The sequence below is a fragment of the Nosocomiicoccus sp. HMSC067E10 genome, from assembly GCF_001810835.1.
Taxonomy (GTDB): domain Bacteria; phylum Bacillota; class Bacilli; order Staphylococcales; family Salinicoccaceae; genus Nosocomiicoccus; species Nosocomiicoccus ampullae_A.
Map to the genome: position 1 here is coordinate 36098 of NZ_KV802759.1, position 25809 is coordinate 61906.

Here is a 25809-nt window from a genome sequence, read left to right on the forward strand (position 1 = left end):
TCAAAATAATAAGAGTGGTAGAAAAAAGGAGTAATTGAAATGTTAGAAGTTATTTCAAGAAAAAAGTTTGTATCACAAAATAGAACAGTCACAATTAAGAAAATGAAAGATGTTACAGATATTTATGCAAGTATTATTGTAGAACAAAAATGTGGATTATCTACAAAAGAATATGTGTTAATTTATGACTATGATAAGAAAGAAATTGTAGATGGCGATTTAATCGCTTACGGGTCTTGGTATCACCTAGATGAAGAAGAACTGATTGATTGGTCACAAGTATCACAAAATGAAAGATGGTTTAGTTAAATAAAAGTAGTATATGCCTAATAATTTATTAGGTATATACTATATTTTATAACTTATATGTTATATAATATAAAGTATAAGATATAACGTTTATAACATATATCATATATGATATATTCAAATTATTAAGATTCATAATTAACAAAAGGAGGTCTATCATGGGAAGAATAATAAGTATCAACAATTTTAAAGGTGGAGTTAGTAAGACATCTACATTGTGTGGTCTTGCTTATGTACTTGCCGAAAAGAAAAAATATAATGTTTTAGTTGTCGATTTTGACCCACAGGCAGATGCAACAGAATTACTAATTCGTACATACGATAATGAAAAGCTACCAAACGCATTACATGATGAAAGATATATTAATATTTTTGATGGACTAAAAGAGGGCAATGTTCACAATAGTATTTTAAAGATATCCGATAATCTAAGTATAATACCGTCAGATTTTGATTTAATAGGATTATCTGATTACTTAAATAACAAATATCGTTATAAAGATACTCACGATCGTGTAAAAGAATTATCAAGATTTTTACAACCGATTAAAGATGATTATGATTTTATTTTCATTGACACACCACCAACGATTTCCGATTTTTCAAACAATGCAATTTACGCATGTGATTATTCACTAATTATCATGCAAACACACAGAAGAAGCTATAGAGCAGTTGACAAATTCCTATTACACATGGTGGATTTTAGAGATATTTATAAAACAGAGTTTGATGTAATTGGAATTATCCCTGTCATGTTTAGTAAAAACACAAAAACAGATGAAATGACACTAAAAGATGCTTCTAATGATTGGGGTTCATACGTTTTTGAACAAATTATTCGTTCAATGGAGCGTGTGAAATTTTGGGATGAGTTCGGTATATCAGAAGAAGATTATTGGGATAAACAAGCTATTAAACAATATGAAATACTTGCAGATGAATTTTTAAAACGTTATGAAGTTGCACTAGAGGAGGAAATTTAATGAGTTTATTAGATAGAACACAAGAAAAGTATCAAGGTCGCTCACACCAAAACCCACTTGCGAATGAGCAAATTAAATTAGATAAATTAAAATATTCAACAGTTAGAGTGCCAGGCGATTTACATTCACAAATTTTAGCATTACGTACATTATATGCAGGTGAAAAATTTTCAAATGAAGATGTTATCAGAGCTGGAATTAATGCGATTATAGAATCTTTAAATGAAAGAGATAAAAAAGATTTTGATAGATACTTTGAACAAAACGTAGAGGATAAAGTTGAAGTATTGAAAAGACAGAATAAATATTAACACATAAAACCTAAATTTAGGTTTTATGTGTTAATTAATAAAATAATTATAATCATTTAATCTATTTTTTATTAATTTGGAGCATTACAAGAATTTCTTAATACTATTGCATAATTAGTTTGTTTTCCTCACGGTTCTAAATTCCATGGAGTTTTTAGTCCAGAGACAGATAAAAATCACACAATCGAAAGAGTATTACTTGTACTAGCAAACTACTGTGTCCTAGACAATACACTCTAGTAAGGATATTTGAAAGATGAGATGATAAATTTAAATAGGTTGATGATATTCAATTTATCAAAGGGATATGGTCATCTCGAAATGCTTACAAGCAATTGCAAAAATGCTATTATAAATATAATGAAGATTTCTAGCATAGATTCACCAAACCCCATTTCTGGTAGGACAGAAATGGGGTTTTTTAGTTTTCTGTGATTGTACCTATTGTTCCAATGAAGAATGTGAGCATACGATTCACCCTTTTTCCGTTAAGAGGTGCATCTAATTAGAAAGGAGTGAGTAAATTTTTACACTATAACAAGTTATTCTTATTACTATAGCACTGATAATAGTAGCGACTGATATTTGAGGAGCATAGGCTTACTAATAAGATGAAAATCTTTGTTTTATCTGATTGTAAAAAATTCTGAATTATGATAATATTCAAATTAATAAGAAGGTGATTATATGAAATATCCAAAAATACGAAGTTATTTATTGGTCACACGGTATAACGATAAAGTATCGATTGGAAGTTCTATTAATAAAGCAGTAGAAATTAACGATCCTTCAGGAGAAATTTATCAAATTTTATTGAAAATGGATGGTAATCATACACCAGAAGAAATTTATAATAAATTGCATAAAAAATATAAGAATATTACTATGAAAAATATTGAAAACTTAATATTAGGCTTAAAAGATAATAATTATATTTTAGAAGACCAATCAGATTATATAGAATATTTCAAAGATGATAAAAAAGAGAGACATAAAAGGAATATCAATTTTTTAGGTAATTTTTCTGCATTAGGTAATGAAAAATATGAATATATTAGAAGAATACAGGAACAAAGAATTATACTTTTAGGGTTGGGTGGTGTCGGATCTACAGTTTTATTTAATCTTAGTGCTTTAGGTGTTGAAAATATAATGGGGATAGATTTCGATAGAGTTGATAAAACAAATCTCAATAGACAAATATTATATAGGGAATCTGATATTGGAGATTTAAAAGTATTATCTGCTAAAAGAACTGTTGAAGAATTTAACTCTGATGTAAATTTTGAGCATCTTAACAAAAAAATTGAGAATGAAGATGACTTAAGAATAATAGTGGAAAATTATTGTCCAACTTTTATAATTTGTGCAGCAGATCGTCCATCCGTTTTACTAAACGAATGGATAAATACAATATGCTTAGAAAAGAATATACCCTGGATTTATGGAGGAAATAGCGAATCAGTTTCATATTATAGATTGATAAAACCACATATAACCTCTTGTTATATGTGTAACGAATCAAATTTTAATAATAACGACCAATATGAAGCTGTTGAGAAAATAAAATATATAAAGGATTTCCAGCCTTCTCCAGAAAACAACTGCATAGCATCATCCTCAAGTATTTTAGGATCCATGATGGTCTTTGATTTTATTAAATATGTAACAAATATGGCTCCAACTAAATCAGAGAGCTCAATAATCAAAATTGATTACGCAACTATGGAAATTACTGATAATTTTATTAAAAAAAATAATTCTTGCATGTGTAGATTATAAATATTTAAGGAGGTGATATATATGAAAATCGAAATCGTTCAACTTAATGAAGTAGAGCTTACTAAACGTGGTGGTCGTAATGAAGTCGGCGAGTCTTAATCTAAAAAGGCTACATTATATATGATGTAGCCTTTTTTATAAGGAGATTTGTATTTAAATGAAAAGTGATATTAATGAATTAGAAAATATAAATGAGAATAATGGCATTTTCACTATCAAAAATAAAAAAAATAACAAAATTGTAAAACTGGATAAAGAACAATATTTAGATTTAAAAAATGGTTCAGATATTATAACCACACTTAGAAGCAATGGATTTTTTAAAAATGATTATAGCGAACCTTTATTTAAAAAGAGTGATTATTCTTTTTTTGATTATGATAGGGTTAATACTCATAAAAAACACCGTTGTGGTTTACTAGGGATACCTTATGATGGGAGTTCAACTGGATTGCCAGGGTCGAGCATTGCGCCTTTGACCATCAGAAAAATCACTTCAGGTTATAGTAGAGTTAGCAAATATTTAAATGAAGAAGGGGAAAAATATAGTCATTTAGATAAAGTTTATGAAAAAGAGGTTGTTGATTGTGGGGATGTTCTTTACATACCAGGTGAATCAAATGAGAAACTATATGCAAGAATAAAAAATGTTATTAATAATCTTACTAAAGAAAATAGTATAGAAAAAATTATATCAATTGGTGGAGACCATAGTTGTACTTTACCCTTAATTGATTCATTAAATGTAGAGGATGTTGTTATTATCAAAATTGACGCACATTTTGATAACTTTTCTCAAGATTATTATCAAAATATTAATCATTCTAATTTTATGAAAGAGGTTAGCAATTTAGATAAAGTCAAAAAAATAATACATGTCGGTGTGAGGGAAAATTTATATGACAAAGTGATAACGGATAAAGATATTATATTACCTAGTGACTCTATAAATCGTATCAAAAGTATAATTGATGAGTTAGAACCAATTAGTAAAAACCTATACTTATCCATAGATATGGATTGTTTAGATCCGCGTGAATTTAACTCTTCTAGCTTTTTACTTCCGTTCGGTTTAACTACAGATGATTTATTATATATTATAAAATGTTTAAAAGGTTACAATATAATTGGTGTCGATATAATGGAATACAATCCACTTTTAGATAAAGAGGGTAGAGATAAATATACTGTAATAAATATTTTAAGGGAATGTATCAATCTAACATTTTGAAAATTTAAGGAGTGTATAGTATATGAGTAAAGCTCTAGTAGTTTTAGATTTGCAAAAAGGTTTTGTAGAACAAGGTGATTTTCAAGAGAGAATTGATAGAATAGAAAAAATGATTTCTCATTTTAAAGAAAGTAAGAATGAAGTAATATTTATTAAGCATATAGACTACGATATTGAAAAGAGCCCTTTATTTTTTAAAAAGAAAGATAATATTGAGATAATAGTAGATACAAATAATAGTAAAGTATTTGAAAAAAGTGAGCCTAGTGCCTTTACTAGTAAAAATTTTAAAGAGTATGTAAAAGAAAAAAATATAGACCATATATTTATAACTGGTTTCAATACGGAATATTGTTGTTTATTTACTGCAATAAATGCATATCATGAAGATATTAAGGTGACCTTTATTGAAGATGCCACAGCGACTGTAAATGATGATGAAACCTATGAGATGAAAGGGTTAGATATCTATGATTTTATTGGAACTGTTTTAGACTGGTCAAACTCCATAGAGGTATTGTATTATGACGAATACAAAGAATTATATACATCGTGAAGAAGTAAGTATTTTAATCAAAAATATTTCTTTAGATACAATTCAAATTGAACTAACGGACACATTATATATATCAGCTCCAGATGCTAATAATTTATATACTGTAGGCTGTACAATGGAAGAAAAGTTTTTCAAAATACCTGATATTGGCATGAAAATCTTAAGTCATATTAAAAAGAATAAAGGTTTACAAAATCTAGATTTAAAAGAAGAAATAGATATACAAGATTTCATTAAGAATCTCGCATTAATGGGATTGATAACTAAAATTAATGAATTTCAAATTGAAAAAAACCTACCAGAAATAGAATCAAAAATAGGTTTAAAATTTAACTATAGTATTTTCCATAAACCATTTACAGGAATATTATTTAATAAAATAACTTTTATATTGATGATCATTATTTTTTCTTTAAGTTTATATTGTATTTACAATCAGTATGTAAATTACGGAATAAGTTTTATACCAAAAGTAGAAGTATTATTTTCAGTACCTAATTTATTGGTCTTACTGCTAATCTTATATATAAGTGATATAATTTTGGGATTATACCATGAAACAGCTCATGTATTAACAGCAAGACATTTTGGGTTAAAGAATGTAAATATAAATTTAGGTAGAAGATTAGTACATGTAGTTTATCAAACAAGGATTTCTAATATCTGGGTGTTAAGTAAAAATCAACGGCGTATATTGTATCTTTCAGGAATGTTCGCGGACTTTCTATTGATTTCTATAATTATTATTATTAGTCAATTTTTTTTATATTATGAGTTAGAGCTTTTATTTTTCATATGTAGGATACTTATATTAGTTTTAATGTTAGGAATATTGTTTGAATTGAAAGTTTATATGAGGACAGATATCTATTACCTAATTAGTGATAAATTAGATAATCCAAACTTACACCAGGATTCTGTAAAAATATTAAAGAATTTTAAGTTAGAGTGGAAAAAAGCGGACTCGAAACTAAGATGTTATTTTTGTTTAATGGTAATATCTAGCTTTATTGAAGTATATGTTTTCCTGAATTTTTTACTACCGTTTTTAATTATGTCTATTAAAGAAATAATCAATATTTTTGATAAATATCCAAGCATAACCGCAAATAATTGGGGTACTCTACTGGGCTTCACGCTAATAATTATTGAATTACTATTACTAATAATTATTTATATTAGAGAAAAGTATGTAAGTAAAGACAATTATATTTTTACAGAAAAATGATTCTAATTATAGGTACATATTATTAGCTAATTTCTTGAAATGAGAAACACAATTGATATGGAGAGGGATATCCCATTGTATATGATAAATAGAACCTAAAAACGGGAAAGATATCAAAATAATTTTTTTGCATTTTCTATATAAGTGTATTATTATAAATATAATAAGTCGTAGAAGGTGGCGACTTTCAAAAGAAACCCTTCTTTTTTTTATTTAAAAGAAAGTAGGATTATCAATTTTTAATCCCTAATCTATATATTTACATACAATGAGTGAAGCATACTTTGAAGATTATATACTTTTGTTCTTGTTCAGTTGTATTTCTCTGCTTCTATCATAGTTTATTTTCTACAATTAATAGTTTTATTATTATATTTTAAAAAATTTAATTACAATGATTAAAAGCTCAAAACTTACAGACTTACTTGTTATTGTATCAATCATGAGTAAGCTTAATAATAAAATGATTGAATATGGTATATACGAAGGAGTTAAGCATAGTAAAGTAATAAGTTATATTAATCCACTACACATTCATATATTTGATTACAAAAAAAGAAACGCTAAATGAAGTACTAAAATTAATTAATAATATTATAAATGCTAAAGAATTATGAGGAAAGCCCTACGATCCTAAACGGATCATAGGGCTTTTTATTGTATAAAGGCATGGAAGAAACGCTAATGCGTTTCTTTGATTCGTTCGTTTTCACTCACTCTTATTTTTCGTGTTTCGATTGATATTTATTTACTTTGCATACTAGCATCTCTTCACTTATGTATTGCAAGTCCAAGCACTCCGTGTGCTAAAGCAGACTTGCAATACCGTTACGAGATGCTTTGACGTATGCGTAAATAAAATATCATCTACACACTCAAAATTATAAGAGTGGTAGAAAAAAGGAGAAATGTAAGATGAGTTATGCAATTGTAGAGAGAGAAAAAGGAACAGAATACATCATTGATAGTGTGTGTGAAAGTTCTAGTTATTATGAAACAGTTGAAGATTATCTTCAAGGCAGATTAAAAGACTTTGTCAGAGTAAACACATTTGAAGAACTTTGTAATTTCATCATTTTTGATGAATACGCTGAATATAAATCATTAATTGATATGAAATATAGTGAAAACGTTACTTTTGAAAATTATAAATCAGAATTTGAACGTATCGTAAATCATTATGACGACCATAAAGATATTGAGTTATTAAAAATTTAGATAGCTTATGCTCTAGGTATCTAGAGCATAACTTTAAATAAAAAGGAGTAATTAAATATGACAGTTAATTATGCTTATGAATATTTTGCAGAATACTTATTAGATGTACTTTCAAATAAAGAAGATATGGATTGGTCATATGTAGAGAGTGAATTACCACTAAATAAAATTGAAACGGAGCTATTACTTCAAGAATTAAAAGCAAAGACAGGAATAAAACTTTATTTTACTGAAATACATCTAAAATATGTTTCGACTTTAGACAAGTTATATAACGGAGTTGATAAAGGATTTATTGAAATAGATTATTTTATAGAAACCCGACTAAAAGCTATAGAAGATTTATTAAAGGCATTGAAACTGGATTTACGTATATTTTAAAATTTGATCAATAAAAAAACTCCGATTTATCCTAATGGATAAATCAGAGTTTTAATCTATACAAGGTAGTGCGAGATCTTATTTTCAATAATATCTCGCACCAATATTATATAAAATCATGGTTGAAATGCTACGCATTTCTTTGATTTGTTCGTTATTACTCACTTTGAAATGTATAAAATATATATTATACATTATATATTATAACTCAAAAGATATTTAATTTACAAATAATTTATTATTGATTATAATGAACTCAACGCATTTCTTTTATATTGACTGTTTTTGGAACCGACAATCAATATACTCTTTTAAGAGTTTAGCAATTTTAGTGCATTTTAGTTGCTAAAAAAGAAATGCTCCATAGCAAAAGCTATGGAGCAGTACAATTAAATATTCAGCCGAATCAACTTATCATTTTATTTCTATCATAGGAATGGGGATCCTAAGAAATAAAATTTGCAAGGTAAGATTGATACGCTAGATCAACTAGATGCATATTTTCTTGCTATTCGCTAGAAGATGCAACCTAATTAATCTAAGTAATGTAAACTAATTGATTTATATGTTAAATATAGCATAGGAAAGTAAGTAAATCAATTACAAGACACTATAATTATGTCGTTTTTAGGGATAAGTTTACTCTTTTTTAACAAACATCATAATATATAGGTTTATTTGAGATAAGTTGCATCTTCTAGCGTTTGGCTGATATATAGCTAAACGCTATTTTTGTACCAAAAATCAAGAGAGGAGCAATTATCATGAATGTAAATCTATATAACTTATACAATGTTTTATTAAAAAACGGTATTGCAGATAACAGACAGCAGTTATTAGAAAAAAATAATTATGGAAAGATTGCCTGTGCATCATCAAAAGAAGCAATGATTAAGAACCGTGGATTTACGGTTGGATCCGTTGAATCGTTGATGAGTAATAAAAATTTAACACACTTTACTCCGAACGTTTTTAATTATTTATCTCGTAAAAACGGTGTAGTAAGTGGACATGCTGAAGAAAATCTAAAGCAAATTAATACCTTTGTGATTGATTTTGATAATCCAAAAGCAACTGCACAAGATATTATGAATGTAGCGTTAGATATTAATATTTTACCTACTTTCTTAGTGAAAACAGATAAAGGATATCATGCTTACTTTGTTTTAGAAGAAGCAGTATACGTATCTAAAAGTAAAAACTATAAGAGCTTACAAGTAGCAAAAAAAATATCACAAAACCTAAGACAAGCCTTTTCTAAAGAGATTAAAGGTGTGGATCTTATCTGTAATCATTTTAGCTATTTCCGTTATCCAACAAAACATAATATAGAGTATTTAAATCTTGAAGAAACACATAATTTCAAAGATTTAATGAATTGGTCAATGAAATATACAGATGATGTGATCGCTAACTTTAAATTAGTCGTAGATAATACGATTCATTCAAGTAAACAACAAATTAAAGAAGCTTGGTATAGAGAATTAATAACACAAGCACAAATTTATGCAGGTCATGGTTATGGGCGTAATAACACAGTATTTACGCTTTCTTTAGCGAACTTTCAATCGGGTGTATCACTAGAAGATTGTTTAAATAAAATGGATGAGTTTAATACGTACTTAGAATATCCTTTAAATCCAAATGACGTAAAACGTGCTGTTTATAGTGCTTATTCTGGTAAATATCAAGGGGCTAATAAATATTATATTGATTATTTAATGGAAACTTGGACGAATAATTCATATAAATCAACAGCATTTAATCAAAGATATAAGCACAAGAAAGCTCGACATGAACGTGTTTATAGTAAGCAAGAAGAACGTGAACAAGACATCTTAGCATTCATTAATGATAATGCAAAGCAGGGTGTGGTTGAAATTTCTCTATCACAACTTGCGAACGAATTTAACGTATCAAAAGCAACAATTATCAAAGTAATTAATGCTTCTAAGAAAATTTTTACAAAAGTTATTGGTCAAGGGAGATATGCAGTAACAAAAATTTACTCACTCATATCTCTAGTTCAACATGTCAAAAATAAATCGACAGGGGCAATATTTAGCTATCTAGAGATCGAAAATATTATTCAGTATGTAGAAGATGAACAAGATAAAAAACGCCTAGAATCAATCGTAAATATGATTAAAAATGAGAGCAATAAACGTCATATCGAACAACGAGAATTGTTGCTATAACAACCCTAAAACCCTTGATACAAAAGCATTTACGGACGATTTCAATTTAACGGTCAACTTTGCCATACATATATATATATAGTGTGAGCAGTTGTAGAAAATAAAAATAAAGAGAAATATTAGGAGTGATTTAGTATGATTAAGTTAATCGTATTTTTATTAAATGTTTTAAAAATATTGTTAGTAGTGCCTTTTGGTATACTTGCATTAACGTTAGATAAATTAAAAATGAAAAGTAATGGATTTACATGGACAATTATTATTATCCTGTATCCAGTATTACTTGTATTAGAATTAATATTAGTTAAGTATTTGCTTATATTTAGTCTGATAGGGATTGTATGGGTATTTCATATGTTTGCAGAATATGTGCTTGCCCCAATCGCAGTAGTGTTAATGATTCCTGTGATTATAATATTTGGATTCGTATTTGTGATTTTATTGTTATTGTTAGGAGAATTTGCGAAATAAAACTATTTTAAAAGAAAGTAGGAGAAAAAATGAAAAAGATATTAAGTATTATTATGATCTTGATAAGTGTGGTTGTACTAAGTGCATGTAGTAATAATCCTCAAAATAAATTTGAGGGTAAAACATATTATGCAGAGCCTAAAGGTGGTGGAGATAGCTTCTTGTTAGAATTTCAAGATGAACAATATGTGAAGTTAATGTATCCACAACTTAATAACGCAGGAGAAGTTGGGACTTATACTATTAGTGATGAAAAGTATGATGGTATGTACCATGTTAAATTAAATATTGATGAACTAGGACATGAAGATTATTTATTTGATGAAAAAAATATGATGTTGTTATATTTTGATGAAGAAACACAAAAGTATGATCCTGATGAGTTTTATTCGGAAAGATATGATTTACAACTTGGCGAATATAATCATTGATATTATTTTAGAAACAGATATAATATAAATAGAACATATGTTCGCGGTAAAAAGTAAAAAATATAGTATAAGATAACTTTTGACAATTTGAATAAGTTATGCGTATACTAGTATTAAGAATTTAATATGTTCGGATTTTGAGGTTGGTACATACTTTGTACCATAAAAAAGGGGGCAACAAAGAGTTGAGTAGTGATCAACTCTTTGTCATGTCACCACAAAATGCTACCAACATTTCGTGGTCAAGCCCCCCTCAATAGTTGAACGTGTACTTAACCTACACGTTCACAACTTATTCTATCATAATATGTCATATTATCCTACAGGATATGTGTATATTATGTGTATCGTATTTTGCATTTTATACGATCAAGTACAGAAGAATTGTACTTATAGAAAGTTGTAGCGACTATTTGAGGGGCTTGTCACACGAAGGTGTGGTGAGCCCCCTTTTTTATGTATAAACACTTGTACTAACGCTACAACTTAAAGGTTCCATTCCCCATTTTTGAAATTTAAGTTGTAACTCAACAATTTCGGATATTTAGGAGGAGTTAAAATGCACAAACAAATTAATCGAAATACACATCGTATTTTTTATCATTATTCTGATATTGTTACAGTTGATTTGATTGAGAAGAAAGGTCACTTTATTCATACGTTTACAGGAGAAAGTTATATTAATCTTGGCAATGGATATGCAATGCGTAAGTTAAGAATTTTTTCAAAACATCTAGAATACGATACTCCTCTAAGTGAAGTTGTTATCCCAATTGCTAAAATTTATGACAATATTCGTTTTGTTAATAATTTTGAAGGTCGACGTATATACGGTCGTAAAAATAAATTTGAACCGTTAGTATCTATTTCAGTTTTAAGAAAAGATAATCAGAGTAGATTCGCAAAATAAAATAAATTTTAGTAAAAATCGTACGCTCTTACATGCAAATGATAATTTGCATACAGTACATTGAAAATTAAATATAGTTATGTGTGGTATCCCTGCGACCGTTCTTGGATATTAGTAGATTAAGTTCTATCATGCGAAAGCCAAAGTTAGCTAGGAACAACGGATGGTCACTAAATATTTTAATTAATTTTTGTATTCTTAAATACAGTTGTCAGTCAACTAAAAACTGTCTTTTGCTGGTACACCAGATTGCCATTATCCCTATTTAATTAGGACGAAGCGATCAAGCGTAGTGCGACGATATGAGCCTACTGGTGTATTTAGGGTTAATGCGTTCAAAGCCTAAAACGTAGATCTGACCTATATTTTTATTTTATTATTTAAATTTTATTTTGATTGTTTTCTGTAATGTATTAGAAAAATGGATGTATGATTTTAAAAAACACACTACCAGTCTGTACTTTTTTAAGACTTCAATATTGAGAATAAGATTCATTTGTATGTAAGAGCGTATGATGATCGGAGTGTTAAAAATGATTATTAATATTGATAAATATTTAATCAAAGAATTAAATGAAAATGGATTTGATATTACTGAAAAGCAACTCGTTGATATATATAGAACAAGTAGAAAACGCTGGGATTTTATCGAACGCTTAAAGAAAGAAAATATATCAGAAGAAGAAGCGATTAAGAAATATGATTTATACGCTTTAAGACATGACTAATAAAATAAATCTAACTTTGGCATATATTTTATACAATATATAATATAACTTATAAAATATAATATATAGCCGTCTATTAATTAATAATAGACGGCTTTTTTTTATTTTAAGGAGGTGATCATAATGATCAAGCGTAAACAGAATAGTTCTTTAATTATATTACTCACCACAGCAATGATGATAATTCTAAGTAGTCCTGTAAGAGCAGACACGCATAATTATTATTGGTACTACGTTGAGTGGGGCGATACTTTAAGTGAATTATCAGAAACATACTATCAAGACATAGAAACAGTCGCAGAAATAAACAATATTGAAAATATCGACTTAATCTATGCTGAAAGTTACTTACAGTTCATACAAAACTTAAAGAAAGATCCAACAACAACAATAGATGAATACCAAGATAATAAATCAAAAAACAGAGATAAGTCTGTAGAAAATAAAAAAACAAAAAGTAATGAAATAGAGAGAGTGAGAAACATGGTCGAAGAAAATCCATATCATGTTTCTTTTTTAGGAGGAAATTAATTGAAAGATAAAACAAAGTACCAATCAATGAGTACATTTAACAACACAAATGTTAAACAGCGATTTTCATTAAGAAAGAAAGGTAGAAGTGCAACGAGTGTTCTGTTAGGATTGTCAATTTTATCTAGTGCATTTGTACCAACGGTTGCAGAAGCAAAGCCAATTCATGATCACGAATTAACAGAAATTCCATCAGAAGAAAGTGTCGCACCAGCAAAATATGCTGTAATTGCAGGTTTTAGTGATAAAACAGAGTTTTCACAACAAGGTGATGAATGGATTAGTAAGACGAATCAAAACGGGCATGACTATCATACGCAGGTAGAACCAGCAGATAATAAAAAAGGAAATCTTTCTGTTACTTATACAAACATTGGTAACTTCAAGGGTAAAGATTTAGATTTAAAAATTACTGTAAAAGATTGGAAAAAAGCAGGATTTAAAGGTGGAGAATTTTTCTCATTTGCTGATAATCATATTGGTTTCCATCAGTCTGGATATGATTATGTCGACTTAGGCTTTGAATATATTTACTCTGAAAGTGGAGAACCAGCAACTGATTTAACTGGAACATATATGACAGTTGTTGATATTGATGCGTTACAGGGAATGGGCTTTGATGAAAAGCAAATGAAAAATATTGGAAAAGTCTATGCACCAGCTGAATCAGAAGTTGATATTAATAAAAAAGATGATGGTTACACGTATTTCGAAGATGTTAAAAATCAAACGTTAGATACTAATGATCCTAAAGGGCATTTTACTATTTTAGCTGACGGTCATACGCTTGATTTTAAATGGGCGAAAGATTGGTCTGAATATAATAAAGATAAAGTCATTGATTGGGAAGCAGGGCAGTATGAACAATATTTCGGGTATACAGCTGAAAAACCTGTTCGTACAGAAGTGTTAGATCCAGCAAAACTTGTAACTGATAGTGACGAAGTAGATGTATTAGAAAACCAATTAAAAGTTATCTATGAACGATATGAATATGATATCTCACATACTGTACCAGCAGAATATCCAGAGTTTTTCTATAAAGAATACATCATGGAAGATGTTTTAAATGATGTGTTAGAAACAGGTGAAGTGACTGTATTTAATGAAAATGACGAAGATGTAACAGACCTATTTGAAGATTTATCAGAGGGTAACCACATTAAATTTAAAGCAAAAGAAGATACTTTAAAAGATAAATCATTTTATGGTCACTCATACCGATTTAATGTAAAAACAAATATTAAAGCAGATGCTGATTTATCTAGTGTGACAGATGACGATGGAAGCATTCAAATTCCGAACAAAGCAACAATTACTAAAGACGGTAAAGAACAAAAAGATACAGAAACAACAATCACACACGTTCCAACTCCAGTTGATCCGTCAGTAGATAAAACAATTATTAACGCTGATGGAGAAGATGTAACAGAAAATGAAGTTAATGTTGGAGATCAATTCCAATACCGAGTTACAGCAACATTCCCGAATAAGCAACATGCAGAAAAATTAGGCATATTTGATGACGTTCCAGATGCTTTAGCTGTTGATTCAGTTGTAGTTTTAGATGAAGCAGGAAATGATATTACAGAACAAGGTACGTTAGATATTAACAACGAAAATGAAAGCTTTAGATGGACAGCGAATGACCCAACAGAATTTGCTGGACAAACTATTCAAGTTATTCCAACAGTATCAGTCAAAGATACAGTAAGTTTTGCTGAATTTGAGGAAGACGGTAAATTTGTTTTCAAAAACACAGCACAACTCTTTGTAGATGATGAAACGCTTGATTCACCAGAAGTGACAACAACACTAGAAAAGGTAGATCCAGAAATTAATAAAGGTATTGTTACAGAAGATGGCTTATTAGAAGAAAATGAAGTATCAATTGACGACACATTTGAGTATCAAATTGATACAACATACGGAAACGAAACAGTACCAAGCATTTTAGGGCTACAAGATGATGTACCCGATGGATTTAACCTTGATTCAGTCGTTGTATTTGATGCAGATGGTAATGATGTTACAGAACAAGGTACGTTAGAAATTGACGAAGAAAAAGAATCGTTTAAATGGACAGCGAATGATCCAAAACAATTTGTCGGTAAGTCATTAAATACAACAGTACAAGTTACAGTTAAAGATGACTTTGATTTTACAGAGTTTAAAGATGATGAAGACTCATTTGTATTTGAAAACACAGCGCAGATGATTACAAGTGATTCAGAGGGCAATGAAAAATATGATGATTCTAACCCTGTTGTATCTAAAATGAAGCGTGTTGATAATGCGATTGTAAAGAAAATTATTGATAAAGAAGGTAATGAAGTAGAAGAAAATCAAATTGAACGTGGTGAAACATACACATACAAAGTTTCTCAAACAATTACCAACGAGAAAAACGTAGATTCTATTTCTTTCTATGACGATCTTGAAGATGCATTAGATGTAATTAAAACAGAGGTTTATCTTGATGAAGATGTAGATTTAGAAGTTGTACCTCAAGAAGATTCTGCTGAAAATATCGAAAAAGAAGAACCATCTGAAGAAAATACTGATACAGAAAATGAAGCAGATGAAGTTGAATCACAAGATGAAGAAACATCTGAAAATAAAGAAGTAGCATCTGAATATGAAAAAGCTGAAGAAGAAACAACAGATGAAACTGTAGAATCAGAGTCACAAGAGAATACAGAGAAAGACTCTGAAACAGAAGAAGCACAAAAAGATAATACAGAAGTTGAATCAGAGGAATCAACAGATAAAAATACAATCGACACTATCAATGTAGAAGTTGACGAAGATCAATCAATTGTTTCATGGAATGTTGAAGAGTCGTCTAATGATTTAAAAGGTAAAACTGTTGTTACAGAAATGGAAGTGACATTACCAGAAGATGCAGAGTTAAATGAAGAATTAGTTGATGGTGACAACTATATTATTCCAAACGTTGCCAAAGGTACTGTTAATGATGATGAACTTGAATCTAATGAAGTTCGTACTTTAGTTGAAAAAGAACCAGAAGAAGTACCACCAGCTGAAACACCAGAAGAGCCAAAACAACCAGAAAATCCACCAAAAGATCCATCACAAGTTAAAACACCACCACAAAAAGAGGGCTGGTTACCACATACTGGTACAGAGGTAAATTACCTCATTGTATTAGGTGGAGCGTTACTTGCAGGATTAGGTGGCTGGAGATTATATCGTATTAGAAAAGAAAATTAATAAGGAGTGATTGTGTGAATCTAAAAAAGAAAGACATAGATTTAATTGTTCAAAGTGTAGGATTAAATCCAAAAGAATGGAGAGAAGACGTGCTAAATCATGCACGTCTATCCATCATGGATAAACAAGGTGAAGTTTATAAAGAATTTGAACAAAATGTGATAAAAAAAGAGGCTTTAAAACTCTTAATTGAAAATTCAAGTAAGATTCAAGAAAAAAATGTACAAAAAGAATCGTTTAAAAATGAATCACATAAGCACAAAAATAATAATTAAGGAGAGATTATTGAATGGATAATTTTATTAACTCGGTTTCGAACCTCACATCAACACTTCAAACAGCAGGAGTAGTTGTTGCTGCATTAATGATTTTAGTTGCAGGTTATTTCTTCATGTTTGGTGGAGATGAAGGACCGAGAAAAGCTAAAAAGATTTTAATTTATGTTGCGGTTGGTATGGCGTGTATTTTAGGGGCTAATGCTTTAGCACAATACATTGCAGATCAAATGGCGTTTTAAATAATGATTAAAAGGGCTGAATTTCAGCCCTTTTATTTATATTAAAGGAGGATTCGATTCTATGGAACAGGAAGCATTAGCACCACTTAAAGTGAAATTTACTCATTTACCAAAATCTAAACGTTTTAAAGAATTATATAAAATATTATCAAAATCAGATGGACTAAAGTTAACTGTTAAAACAGGTTTAATTTATCCATTAATAGATGCTGATAGGATTTTAAAAGAATTACATGATTATGTGCATACACCAGAATTTAAAGAAGATAAAAAAGAACGTTTATTTATCAGTTTTGTATTATTATCGAACGAAACAAATATAGCATATGAAATTAGCAGATATTCTCTTATGAATAACAAATATACGATTAAAGATATTGTTGAAGAGCAACTAGATACAACATATATTGATCCCGAAAAATACGATAATGGTAAATCTGACTTTAAAGAGGATGCAAGGTTACTAAAAGAAAGAATTCAAGAGGCTTATGAAATTAAAAGTAATAAACTATCAGAGAATGTGTCAGTCACTAACAAAAAACCAAGTGCTTTTAATAAATTCTTTAGTAGTAGAAAAAATAGAGAAGAAGCAGAACAAGAAATTGAAAATGAAAAAATCATTGAAACTGGCAATAAAGAAGACAAAGAAATTGAAGAAATGAAAGTGATTGAAGATTTACCGAATGAAGAAAATAAAATTAAAGAAAAACATATAGAAGACACTAATAATGATAAAGAAGACAAAGAAGATTTAAAAGAAACGTCTGAACTGACAAATGAAGAAAACAATGTAAATCAAGAAGTATATAAACCAAATACTCATGAAGAAAACGAAGTTGTAGAAAATGAGAAAAATCTAGATGAAAAGAAAGAACAGTCATATAAAGAATCTTTCAAAGAGCCGAAAAAAGAAGAAAACAAAAAGAATCATACACAGGACGTAATCATACCTAAACTTGCATATGAAACACCCGAAATTTCTCTCCTCACAGGCAATTATGTAAGTAAATCAGTACAAGAATATCTGAATGAGGCTGAATATGAAAGAGTATTACAAAAGAACAAAAAAATCGAAGACTATAATAACGAATTAAATAGTTATTATTTAGATCTTAAAAAAGAAATTGAAGAAAAGCTCAATACTTACTTAAACGAAAATAAACCAAGAGAGGAAGACCTTACTGAATTAAAAGAAAAAGAGTTAGGAGAGTTAAATGGTAAAATAACTAGCTTTGAAAAAGATCTAACAAGTAAGAATAAAGAACTCTTGTCTATGAAAACAGAGGAGCTAGAGAATGAATTAAACTCTTTAAAAGAGAGTAATAAAGAAAAAATCGAACAACTTAAAAAAGAATTGGAGTTAGAAGAAAAATCTTTTGAAGAAAAGAAAAATTCAATTACTGACACTCTTGAAAAGGAACATGAAAAAGAGTTAAGTGAAAAACTTTCGAAATACAGAGAAGATTTACAAACAGCATCAAGAGAAAGAGTAGAAAATGTTCGTCAAAAAAACTTAGATAAATTTTATATTCAACGTGATCAGTATAGACATGATTTAATGCAAAACATGGCTGAATCACTAAAGAATAAATATAGTCTTTATCAAAATGAATTAAGTGAACTCACACATGATTCATATATAAGTAAAATTAAGAATGATATTAAAAAGATTAAGGAAAACGCAGAACGTCATCATGAAAAGATTGAAAAAGAGAAATCAAGACAAGCGATAGAAAAAACGAGATTAAAAGAACTTGAATTAAAAGATATAGATGTACGTAAACTTCAAGAAGAAAAAGAACATAATATATCTGAACAAAAACGTATTGAAGCAGAAAACCGTGAACGTGAACTACAAATTAAAGAAAAACAACAAGCTGATGATCACGTGGCACGTATGAAAGAACTTGAATTAAAGTATATACAACCAAAAAAAGCTGAACAGCCTAAATTTAATCGTTTTTTAGCAGGAATTTTAAGTATGCTATTTGCTTTAGTATTACTCATTTTAATTGGTGCTTACGTAATATTTAATACAGCACAAGGAGAAACATATGAATCCTTACTTAATAATCAAGACTATTCAAGTATAGCTGAACATTATCCAGATAAAGTCGATCATCTAAGTGAAGAATTGTATAAAAAAGAAGATAGTCAAGGACTAGAACAATTAAATAATGAAACAAACAATGAACTTGCGAATTTTAGATATCAATTAATGAATAATAGCAAAGAAGATATTATTACATCTTATGAAAATATTTCTGATAAAGGAAAATTAAAAGATGCTGAACGTTTAAAAGTTGCACAAGCTTATTTAGATAATAACCAATTTGAAGAAGCACGAGAAATTAACCAAACATTAAATGATCGTGAAATTAATAAGCAACTTGCAGAAATTGAATACTATAATCAAATGAAAGCAGAATTAGAAGAAGTTATAGAAAAAAGCAAAGATAAAGAAGAAGTTAAGAAAGCTGAAAAAGAACTTAAACAAGTCAATATCATATTAGGAAATAAGTAATACAACTATAAGTTATAACATATATTTTATAATATATATTATATAACTTATAAGATATAAGGAGTTTGTTATGAAAACACAACATAAAGCAATCGTTACAGGTATTGTTCAATTACCGATTCAATTTAAAAAATCACATCAAGGTTATGTTTATTCAAACATAACAATTTTAGATAAAAATGGAAAAGAAATACCAATATTTTTTAATAGTGAAATTGCGAATGAATTAAAGAGAGTATATCAACCGAATACCGAAGTGAAAGTGACAGTTGATATTGATACTAGAAGACAACGTGAAAAAAATAATGGTCAAAAAAAAGATAAAGTTAATATTGTATTACAAGCCACAGATTTTGAATTAACAGTTACACATTAATATAAGGAGGAAAATCTATTGACGGAAACATGGATATTCTGGTTAGTTTTTCTTTCTATCATAATTGCTGGTTATGTGTATGTTTATCGTTTAAATCATCCAGTCATGGAAAGTGAAAGAAAAAGAATAGAAAATAAAATACAAGATAATAAAGCTGTGATTCATGAAGAAGAAGAACCTTATGATCCTAGAAATATATTAGGGATTCCATGGGTTCTCTTTTTTATAGGGTTAATTTTTTTAATAGTACATATGTACATTATTAATTATGTACTAAGTATTATTACATCTTTCACAGGATTTATGAGTGTACAGATGAAAGATTTAAAGCACTTTGATGTTCAAGGATTTAACGAAGCGATTATGGATGCTGTATTAAATTTCAAAGGAGCAATATTCCCACTTGTATTTATAGAACAACAACCTAATTGGGCAAAATGGGTTTTTATTCTACTACTTTTAGTTGGGTTAGGAATGATCAGTTACCGATTATATCGCTTATATGATAGATATAAACGAATATCTTATGATCAAAAAGGTAACGCACGTTGGACAACTGTGGATGAACTAAATGACACATATAAACTTGTTCCAACGAAAACATTCACGTACAAAGGACAATCTGGCTTTCCAATTTCACATAATTATGGTTATTTCATAGATGATGCAACTTTCAATACTTTAATTATAGGTACATCACGAAGTGGTAAAGGTGTAACAAGCGTAATCCCATCTATGGACATTGATTCAAGAGCAGAAATTAAACCATCAATTATTGTTGCAGACCCAAAAGGAGAACTTGCAGGAGCAAGTTATGAAACATTGAGAAGACGTGGATATGATGTAGAAATATTAAATATATCTAATCCGAACGACAGTATGAGTTACAATCCATTGCATCTAATCACAAAATATTATGAACGTGGCGATATGGATAATGCGACAAAATATACTAAATCACTCACTCATACTTTATTTCATGATCCTAAGGTAGAAGATAAAACATGGATTAATTTTGCATCTGGAATGACACAAGCATTGATATTAGCAGTTGTCGATTATTGTGTTAAGACAAATCAAAAAGAAAAAATAACTTTTAGAAATGTCTACAACATGCTAATTGCCTATGGAACTATGGAAGAAGATCCAGATAATCCAACAAAAGAAGTAAATAAACTAGATCAGTATATGCAGATGCTTAAAGCAGAAAATCCAGAGCATCCAGCGGTCATTGCTTATGGAACAGTTGAATTTGCTGAGGGTAAAACACGTTCTTCAATTTTTACGACTGTTGCAGGTAAATTAGATGATATCAACAAAGACTCTATTGCTAAAATGATGAGTCGACATTCAGTAAACTTTAAAAGACCCGGTTTTAACAAAAGTGTACGTGTTCAATTTACAAAAGAATTTGCTTCTAAACGTGGAGTATTAGAAATAAAAGATGATGAATACCCATTTAAGTTAGATTCAACAGGTGCAGTAGAAATAAACTTTAATACTCAATTAGATAAACATGATGAAATTTATTTTAAATTCAATTCAGAGGAAGAAATAATCGTTGAAACGACTAGAAAACTTAAATCAAATGGTCTGACTTATGAACTTGATCCGTACACAAATGAGTATGTGTATGATGATGAAGTTGATTTGTTCTTTGATACAGATTCTATTGAAGAAATTGATATGACGTATTCTGATAAGCCAATTGCGATATTCATGGTTGTCCCAGATTATGATTCATCAGAACACTTTATCGCAAGTATATTTATATCACAAATGTACTCAGAACTTGCAAGAGAATGTGAAACTGTTGAGGGACGTTCTTGTTTCACACGTGTGAAATTTAGACTTGATGAATTTGGTAACTTCCCAACAATTCAAGATATGGCAGAAAACTTAACTGTATCTTTAGGACGTAACATTCTTTGGGAGTTATATGTTCAAGAATTAGATCAAATTAAATCTAAATATAATGAATCTGAAACAAATACAATCGTTAGTAACTGTCAAAACAAGGTGTATATCAAATCAACAACAATGAATACAGCAGAAACGATGTCTAAGTTAGCAGGTACTAAAACTGTAATTAATAAAAACTTATCATCCGACCGTTTTGATACACGTGTAAATGAATCAAGATCTTTAGAAGCAGAACCATTAATACGACCAGATGAACTATTAAATTTTGTAATGGGAGAAACAATGGTTATTAGAAGTCTAAAGAGTAGCGATAAATCAAGAAAAGATATACGACCATTTCCGATATTAAATACAGGAAAAACACAAATGCCAAGAGCATTTGAAACAGTTATCGAAGATTTTGATACGAATAAATCGTTAAGTCGTTTTAATATACCATCTAAACACAGAAATTTAGTGTTGAGTGATAATGCGATTGATTTTAAAGCGATGTTTAATTCTAACGGTGGAAAAGTCAAGACATCTTATTTATCGTCTGAAAATCAATTCAGTCCAGCTCAAATATCAAAAGCATCTGAACTGATTACACAGTATTACGAGATAGAAGAAAATGAAAACATTCATAAAGAAATTATGGATAGTCCAGATAAAGAAGCATTTTACGATAACTTACAAAAAAACTGTCCACCGAACGCATTTCATTTATTAGAAACATTAAAGAATGAAATAAAAGATGTATTAGAAAATAAAGAAGAAGCAAAAGAAACGATAGAAAGCAATCGTGTTAAAAAGCGTTTTACACCTAGAGAAAGACTTGAATATTACTATGAAGAAAGACTATTTAAGATAAAAGAAGTGATAAAGGAAGAAACTTTTAATCAATTGTTTCATATATTTAACGCAAGGATTGGAACAAAAGGTATTGATGAAACAATTCTAGATCAATTATTTAAAAATAATATTAACGTCAAAACGATTTACGAATTTTTAGATGAAATTGATGATCAAGAGCTAACAGATAGATTAGTTAGTGAATTAGTAAAAACGACAAGGAAGTGAGTTATTTGGATGATAAAGAAATACTTGAACGGCTAAGCGACTATTTTTCAATGTCTGATCCAATGATGGATGTTTTCAGAATAATTGGTTTTGGTTTAATCAAGTTATTATATTGGATTATTAGTTTTTTAGAAAAAGCCGTTGAACAAGCCTATACATTAGGTGGTCTAATTGAAAACAGTAAGGTAGATACATTATTTAATAACGTAATGCCCCTTGCTTGGGCATTACTAACGGTAGCAATACTTGTATATGGTTATCAAATGCTAACAGGGAATCAACTATTTAAAAAAGAATTTATAACGAATTTATTATTAGCGATAGGTATATTTGCGATACTGCCATGGTTATTAATTCAATTAAATAGTATGACGAATAGTGTTTTTGAGTACGCTCAAAATCAATCGAGTGAAGAGGATCAGTCAACGAATCAATTAGCCACACAGTTATTAAAAACAAATATCAATGATGTTATATGGATTGCAAAAAATGATTATCAAGTATCAGAAGACGGAATTAATAATAACTTATCAGAAGACAATTTACATTTACTGTCAATCAATGAAAAGATGAATACATCAACTAAAAAAATAAATGATAAAGATGAGAAAGAAAGATTTAAACAAATGGGGCTTACCCCAGAAGATGTAAAAATTTTTGATAAATATATTGCGGTTGATTGGGAAGGGAAGCGATCTTTAAAAGATATTCCACGAATGGACATTACACTAGTTGGTAATATAGAGCTTCTTAGTCAGTTCTATTACAGATATACATTTAATCCATGGTCATTACTCGCACAATTTATTGCAATTAGTTTAGCGTTAGTTGCAACAGCATTTAAAGTTGTGCGTTTATTTATGGAAATTACTTTTAGTAAAATACTCGCACCATTTATCGCAACAACTGATCTCTCAACAGGACAGCGAATGAAAGCATTAATTAAAGATATTTTAATTAACTATAGTGCATTAGCACTTATTCCTTTTGTGATGCAGATATATATTATCGGTGTGGGTTGGCTCACAGCACAAGATTTTAACTGGGTAGTTACATGCATCATTATTTTTGGTATGAGTTATTTCCTAATTGATGGTCCAGAAGTTGCAAAGCGTATACTCGGTATTGATTTAGGAGTTCAAGACGGATGGCGTGTAATGATGGGAGCTATGGCTGCAGGTACAGCAGGAGCTAAAGGAGTTGGACTTGCAACTAAAAGTGCATCAGGTGTAGCAGAAAAAATGGCAAATAGTGAACGTCTACAAGGCTTAACAAAAGGTGTTGGAAACCTTGCTGGTGCTACTATGAAAGATACAATGAATGATGCGAAACAAGCAGTTGGTCAAGGCTTAGGTAAATTTGCTGAAAGTGATAAAGGGCAAGATATTTATAGCTTTGGTAAGAAAGCAGGAAGACGTTATGGTAAGATGGGTGAAGCACTAAAAGGAGCAGTTGAAAATTCAGCCGTTGGACAAACAGCGAAAGATATTAAAGATGGTGTTCAAGGTGTTGGTGCAGTATATAGAGGCGAAAGTGATACGTTTAAATCACAAAATGATACTGGAGGTAGTTTATCAACGCCACCACAAGAATTATCTAATGCACTTGCAAACGTAAATACTTCTCTACAGCCAGATGAAACAGGTGCGACTGATTCTATGAGTGCAGTACGTAGTGTGTCAGAACTTGTAAATACACAGCCGACAGATGACAATGACAGACAACAACTAATCTCAGCAATGCTACAAGGAGCGACAACAGACGAAGCACAACAACGTATTAATGGAGTGTTAGGTGAAATTAGTGATCCAGAATCTAAACAACAAATGATTAGCTCATTAATGGCAAGTAATGATGTTGGATTAGAAGAAAAGAATCAGTTAGTTAGTGGTGTGATGAGTGGTGCGATTGACGGTAATCCATCACAAATGGTACAAGATATTGTGACTGGAATGTCAAATCAACCAGAAAAACAACAACAATTAATTGAATCAATGGTAACTAATTCATCTATTCCTAATGAATCAAAACAACAACTTGTAGAAGCAGTCATGAATAATAAAGATATGGGTGTTGAATCAAAAACACAATTACTAAATACTATGACAAGTAATACGCCTAATACAGAATCTAAAACACAAATGATTAATTCTATCGCAAATGGAGAAGCAAGTACGAAGACACAACAATCCTTTGTAAATGAAGTAATAAATAGTGCAGATCGTAGTGCGAAAACACAAATTCAAAATGTAGAAGAATTAATTAATTCTAATGATAGTCCACAAGAAACAGCAACTAAGCTAGTTAATGCGATTCATAGTAACAACAATGATCCACAAATGCAGACACAAATGATTAATAAAGTGATGCAAGGATCAGATAACATGGCATCTGGATTAAAGACACAATTTATTAGTCAAGCAGTTACTGGAGCAGCATTAAATAGTGGGGCGAAAACACAGTTAGTGAACACAATCTTTGGTGGTGGAGAACAGTCATTACCATCTAGTCAACAAAGAGTACTATCACAAGTATTATCAAGTGGGTCTGGTGTTGAACACAAAAACGCTTATCTCAACGAAATCTATAATAAAGCAGAACCTGTTGCGAAAAACCGTAGTGAATTTGTAAATATGATTCGAGGCAGTAACATTGAAACAGGTATTAAAGAAGCTATTGTGAATCAAGCAGAATTTAGTTATAGCAGTAAAAACCAATCAACTTTATCAAATCAGATTAATAGCGTAATGAATACTAAAGGATTAGATGATGGGTTAAAAAATAACATTATTCATGAAATCTCAAACCCTAATTCTGTATATAAGGAACAAAGTTTCCAAGATATCGTTAAAAAAGTAGATAGATTATAGAAGATTTAAGGCACTTTATCTAAAGATAAAGTGCT

22 protein-coding genes are annotated in these 25809 nt (G+C 29.5%); all 22 read left to right on the forward strand.

Annotation, left to right across the window (positions count from 1 at the left end; all coding sequences use genetic code 11):
- The first annotated feature begins 39 nt into the window (after positions 1-39).
- The 22 genes from HMPREF2767_RS02850 (at position 40) to HMPREF2767_RS02955 (ending at position 25774) form a co-directional block, all read left to right on the forward strand.
- A complete protein-coding gene (locus tag HMPREF2767_RS02850; protein ID WP_070622555.1) occupies positions 40-309 on the forward strand; it encodes a hypothetical protein in 270 nt (89 codons plus the stop codon).
- A gap of 158 nt (positions 310-467) precedes the next feature.
- Positions 468-1295, forward strand: coding sequence for a ParA family protein (locus tag HMPREF2767_RS02855; protein WP_070622556.1), 828 nt, complete (start codon positions 468-470; stop codon positions 1293-1295).
- The gene (locus tag HMPREF2767_RS02860; protein WP_070622557.1) at positions 1295-1606 is read left to right on the forward strand and encodes a hypothetical protein; all 312 of its coding nucleotides are present in this window, start codon (positions 1295-1297) and stop codon (positions 1604-1606) included. Before HMPREF2767_RS02855 ends, HMPREF2767_RS02860 begins: the two co-directional genes overlap by 1 nt.
- 687 nt (positions 1607-2293) lie before the next feature.
- Complete coding sequence (locus HMPREF2767_RS02865) at positions 2294-3388, forward strand: ThiF family adenylyltransferase (RefSeq protein WP_070622558.1); 1095 nt, start codon at positions 2294-2296, stop codon at positions 3386-3388.
- 157 nt (positions 3389-3545) lie between these two features.
- Complete coding sequence (locus HMPREF2767_RS02870; RefSeq protein WP_070622559.1) at positions 3546-4619, forward strand: arginase family protein; 1074 nt, start codon at positions 3546-3548, stop codon at positions 4617-4619.
- A gap of 22 nt (positions 4620-4641) precedes the next feature.
- The gene (locus HMPREF2767_RS02875; protein WP_070622560.1) at positions 4642-5175 is read left to right on the forward strand and encodes a cysteine hydrolase family protein; all 534 of its coding nucleotides are present in this window, start codon (positions 4642-4644) and stop codon (positions 5173-5175) included.
- The gene (locus HMPREF2767_RS02880; protein WP_070622561.1) at positions 5144-6403 is read left to right on the forward strand and encodes a hypothetical protein; all 1260 of its coding nucleotides are present in this window, start codon (positions 5144-5146) and stop codon (positions 6401-6403) included. Before HMPREF2767_RS02875 ends, HMPREF2767_RS02880 begins: the two co-directional genes overlap by 32 nt.
- Positions 6404-7318: 915 nt before the next feature.
- Positions 7319-7621, forward strand: coding sequence for a hypothetical protein (locus tag HMPREF2767_RS02885; RefSeq protein WP_070622562.1), 303 nt, complete (start codon positions 7319-7321; stop codon positions 7619-7621).
- Positions 7622-7678: 57 nt separating this feature from the next.
- A complete protein-coding gene (locus HMPREF2767_RS02890; protein WP_070622563.1) occupies positions 7679-8002 on the forward strand; it encodes a hypothetical protein in 324 nt (107 codons plus the stop codon).
- 764 nt (positions 8003-8766) lie between these two features.
- The gene (locus HMPREF2767_RS02895; protein WP_070622564.1) at positions 8767-10200 is read left to right on the forward strand and encodes a primase C-terminal domain-containing protein; all 1434 of its coding nucleotides are present in this window, start codon (positions 8767-8769) and stop codon (positions 10198-10200) included.
- A 135-nt stretch (positions 10201-10335) separates the two neighbouring features.
- Positions 10336-10671 (forward strand): hypothetical protein, encoded by a 336-nt coding sequence (locus tag HMPREF2767_RS02900; RefSeq protein ID WP_070622565.1) that lies wholly within the window; start codon positions 10336-10338, stop codon positions 10669-10671.
- 29 nt (positions 10672-10700) lie between these two features.
- On the forward strand, positions 10701-11102 hold the full coding sequence (locus HMPREF2767_RS02905) for a hypothetical protein (RefSeq protein ID WP_070622566.1): 402 nt from the start codon (positions 10701-10703) through the stop codon (positions 11100-11102).
- 559 nt (positions 11103-11661) lie between these two features.
- A complete protein-coding gene (locus HMPREF2767_RS02910) occupies positions 11662-12012 on the forward strand; it encodes a hypothetical protein (RefSeq protein WP_070622567.1) in 351 nt (116 codons plus the stop codon).
- 533 nt (positions 12013-12545) lie between these two features.
- Entirely contained in the window at positions 12546-12740 is a 195-nt protein-coding gene (locus tag HMPREF2767_RS02915) for a hypothetical protein (RefSeq protein WP_148128595.1), read from the forward strand.
- A gap of 123 nt (positions 12741-12863) precedes the next feature.
- On the forward strand, positions 12864-13271 hold the full coding sequence (locus HMPREF2767_RS02920; protein ID WP_070622568.1) for a LysM peptidoglycan-binding domain-containing protein: 408 nt from the start codon (positions 12864-12866) through the stop codon (positions 13269-13271).
- Positions 13272-16505 (forward strand): isopeptide-forming domain-containing fimbrial protein, encoded by a 3234-nt coding sequence (locus tag HMPREF2767_RS02925; protein WP_070622569.1) that lies wholly within the window; start codon positions 13272-13274, stop codon positions 16503-16505. It begins immediately after the preceding gene.
- Positions 16506-16519: 14 nt separating this feature from the next.
- Positions 16520-16780: a hypothetical protein gene (locus HMPREF2767_RS02930; protein ID WP_070622570.1), complete on the forward strand. Its 261-nt coding sequence runs from the start codon at positions 16520-16522 to the stop codon at positions 16778-16780.
- Between the two features lie 14 nt (positions 16781-16794).
- Positions 16795-17022, forward strand: a complete 228-nt coding sequence (locus HMPREF2767_RS02935) for a TrbC/VirB2 family protein (RefSeq protein WP_070457065.1) — start codon at positions 16795-16797, stop codon at positions 17020-17022.
- A 61-nt stretch (positions 17023-17083) separates the two neighbouring features.
- Positions 17084-19546, forward strand: coding sequence for a coiled-coil domain-containing protein (locus HMPREF2767_RS02940; RefSeq protein WP_070622571.1), 2463 nt, complete (start codon positions 17084-17086; stop codon positions 19544-19546).
- A gap of 70 nt (positions 19547-19616) precedes the next feature.
- Positions 19617-19922 (forward strand): hypothetical protein, encoded by a 306-nt coding sequence (locus HMPREF2767_RS02945; protein WP_070622572.1) that lies wholly within the window; start codon positions 19617-19619, stop codon positions 19920-19922.
- Between the two features lie 18 nt (positions 19923-19940).
- Positions 19941-22904: a VirD4-like conjugal transfer protein, CD1115 family gene (locus HMPREF2767_RS02950; protein WP_070622573.1), complete on the forward strand. Its 2964-nt coding sequence runs from the start codon at positions 19941-19943 to the stop codon at positions 22902-22904.
- Positions 22905-22909: 5 nt separating this feature from the next.
- Positions 22910-25774: a pLS20_p028 family conjugation system transmembrane protein gene (locus HMPREF2767_RS02955; protein WP_070622574.1), complete on the forward strand. Its 2865-nt coding sequence runs from the start codon at positions 22910-22912 to the stop codon at positions 25772-25774.
- Positions 25775-25809: the final 35 nt, after the last annotated feature.

Bases quoted from the DNA above. Each gene is read 5' to 3' on its own strand.
- HMPREF2767_RS02850 (WP_070622555.1), top strand. From the start codon at position 40: ATGTTAGAAGTTATTTCAAGAAAAAAGTTTGTATCACAAAATAGAACA.
- HMPREF2767_RS02855 (WP_070622556.1), top strand. From the start codon at position 468: ATGGGAAGAATAATAAGTATCAACAATTTTAAAGGTGGAGTTAGTAAG.
- HMPREF2767_RS02860 (WP_070622557.1), top strand. From the start codon at position 1,295: ATGAGTTTATTAGATAGAACACAAGAAAAGTATCAAGGTCGCTCACAC.
- HMPREF2767_RS02865 (WP_070622558.1), top strand. From the start codon at position 2,294: ATGAAATATCCAAAAATACGAAGTTATTTATTGGTCACACGGTATAAC.
- HMPREF2767_RS02870 (WP_070622559.1), top strand. From the start codon at position 3,546: ATGAAAAGTGATATTAATGAATTAGAAAATATAAATGAGAATAATGGC.
- HMPREF2767_RS02875 (WP_070622560.1), top strand. From the start codon at position 4,642: ATGAGTAAAGCTCTAGTAGTTTTAGATTTGCAAAAAGGTTTTGTAGAA.
- HMPREF2767_RS02880 (WP_070622561.1), top strand. From the start codon at position 5,144: ATGACGAATACAAAGAATTATATACATCGTGAAGAAGTAAGTATTTTA.
- HMPREF2767_RS02885 (WP_070622562.1), top strand. From the start codon at position 7,319: ATGAGTTATGCAATTGTAGAGAGAGAAAAAGGAACAGAATACATCATT.
- HMPREF2767_RS02890 (WP_070622563.1), top strand. From the start codon at position 7,679: ATGACAGTTAATTATGCTTATGAATATTTTGCAGAATACTTATTAGAT.
- HMPREF2767_RS02895 (WP_070622564.1), top strand. From the start codon at position 8,767: ATGAATGTAAATCTATATAACTTATACAATGTTTTATTAAAAAACGGT.
- HMPREF2767_RS02900 (WP_070622565.1), top strand. From the start codon at position 10,336: ATGATTAAGTTAATCGTATTTTTATTAAATGTTTTAAAAATATTGTTA.
- HMPREF2767_RS02905 (WP_070622566.1), top strand. From the start codon at position 10,701: ATGAAAAAGATATTAAGTATTATTATGATCTTGATAAGTGTGGTTGTA.
- HMPREF2767_RS02910 (WP_070622567.1), top strand. From the start codon at position 11,662: ATGCACAAACAAATTAATCGAAATACACATCGTATTTTTTATCATTAT.
- HMPREF2767_RS02915 (WP_148128595.1), top strand. From the start codon at position 12,546: ATGATTATTAATATTGATAAATATTTAATCAAAGAATTAAATGAAAAT.
- HMPREF2767_RS02920 (WP_070622568.1), top strand. From the start codon at position 12,864: ATGATCAAGCGTAAACAGAATAGTTCTTTAATTATATTACTCACCACA.
- HMPREF2767_RS02935 (WP_070457065.1), top strand. From the start codon at position 16,795: ATGGATAATTTTATTAACTCGGTTTCGAACCTCACATCAACACTTCAA.
- HMPREF2767_RS02940 (WP_070622571.1), top strand. From the start codon at position 17,084: ATGGAACAGGAAGCATTAGCACCACTTAAAGTGAAATTTACTCATTTA.
- HMPREF2767_RS02945 (WP_070622572.1), top strand. From the start codon at position 19,617: ATGAAAACACAACATAAAGCAATCGTTACAGGTATTGTTCAATTACCG.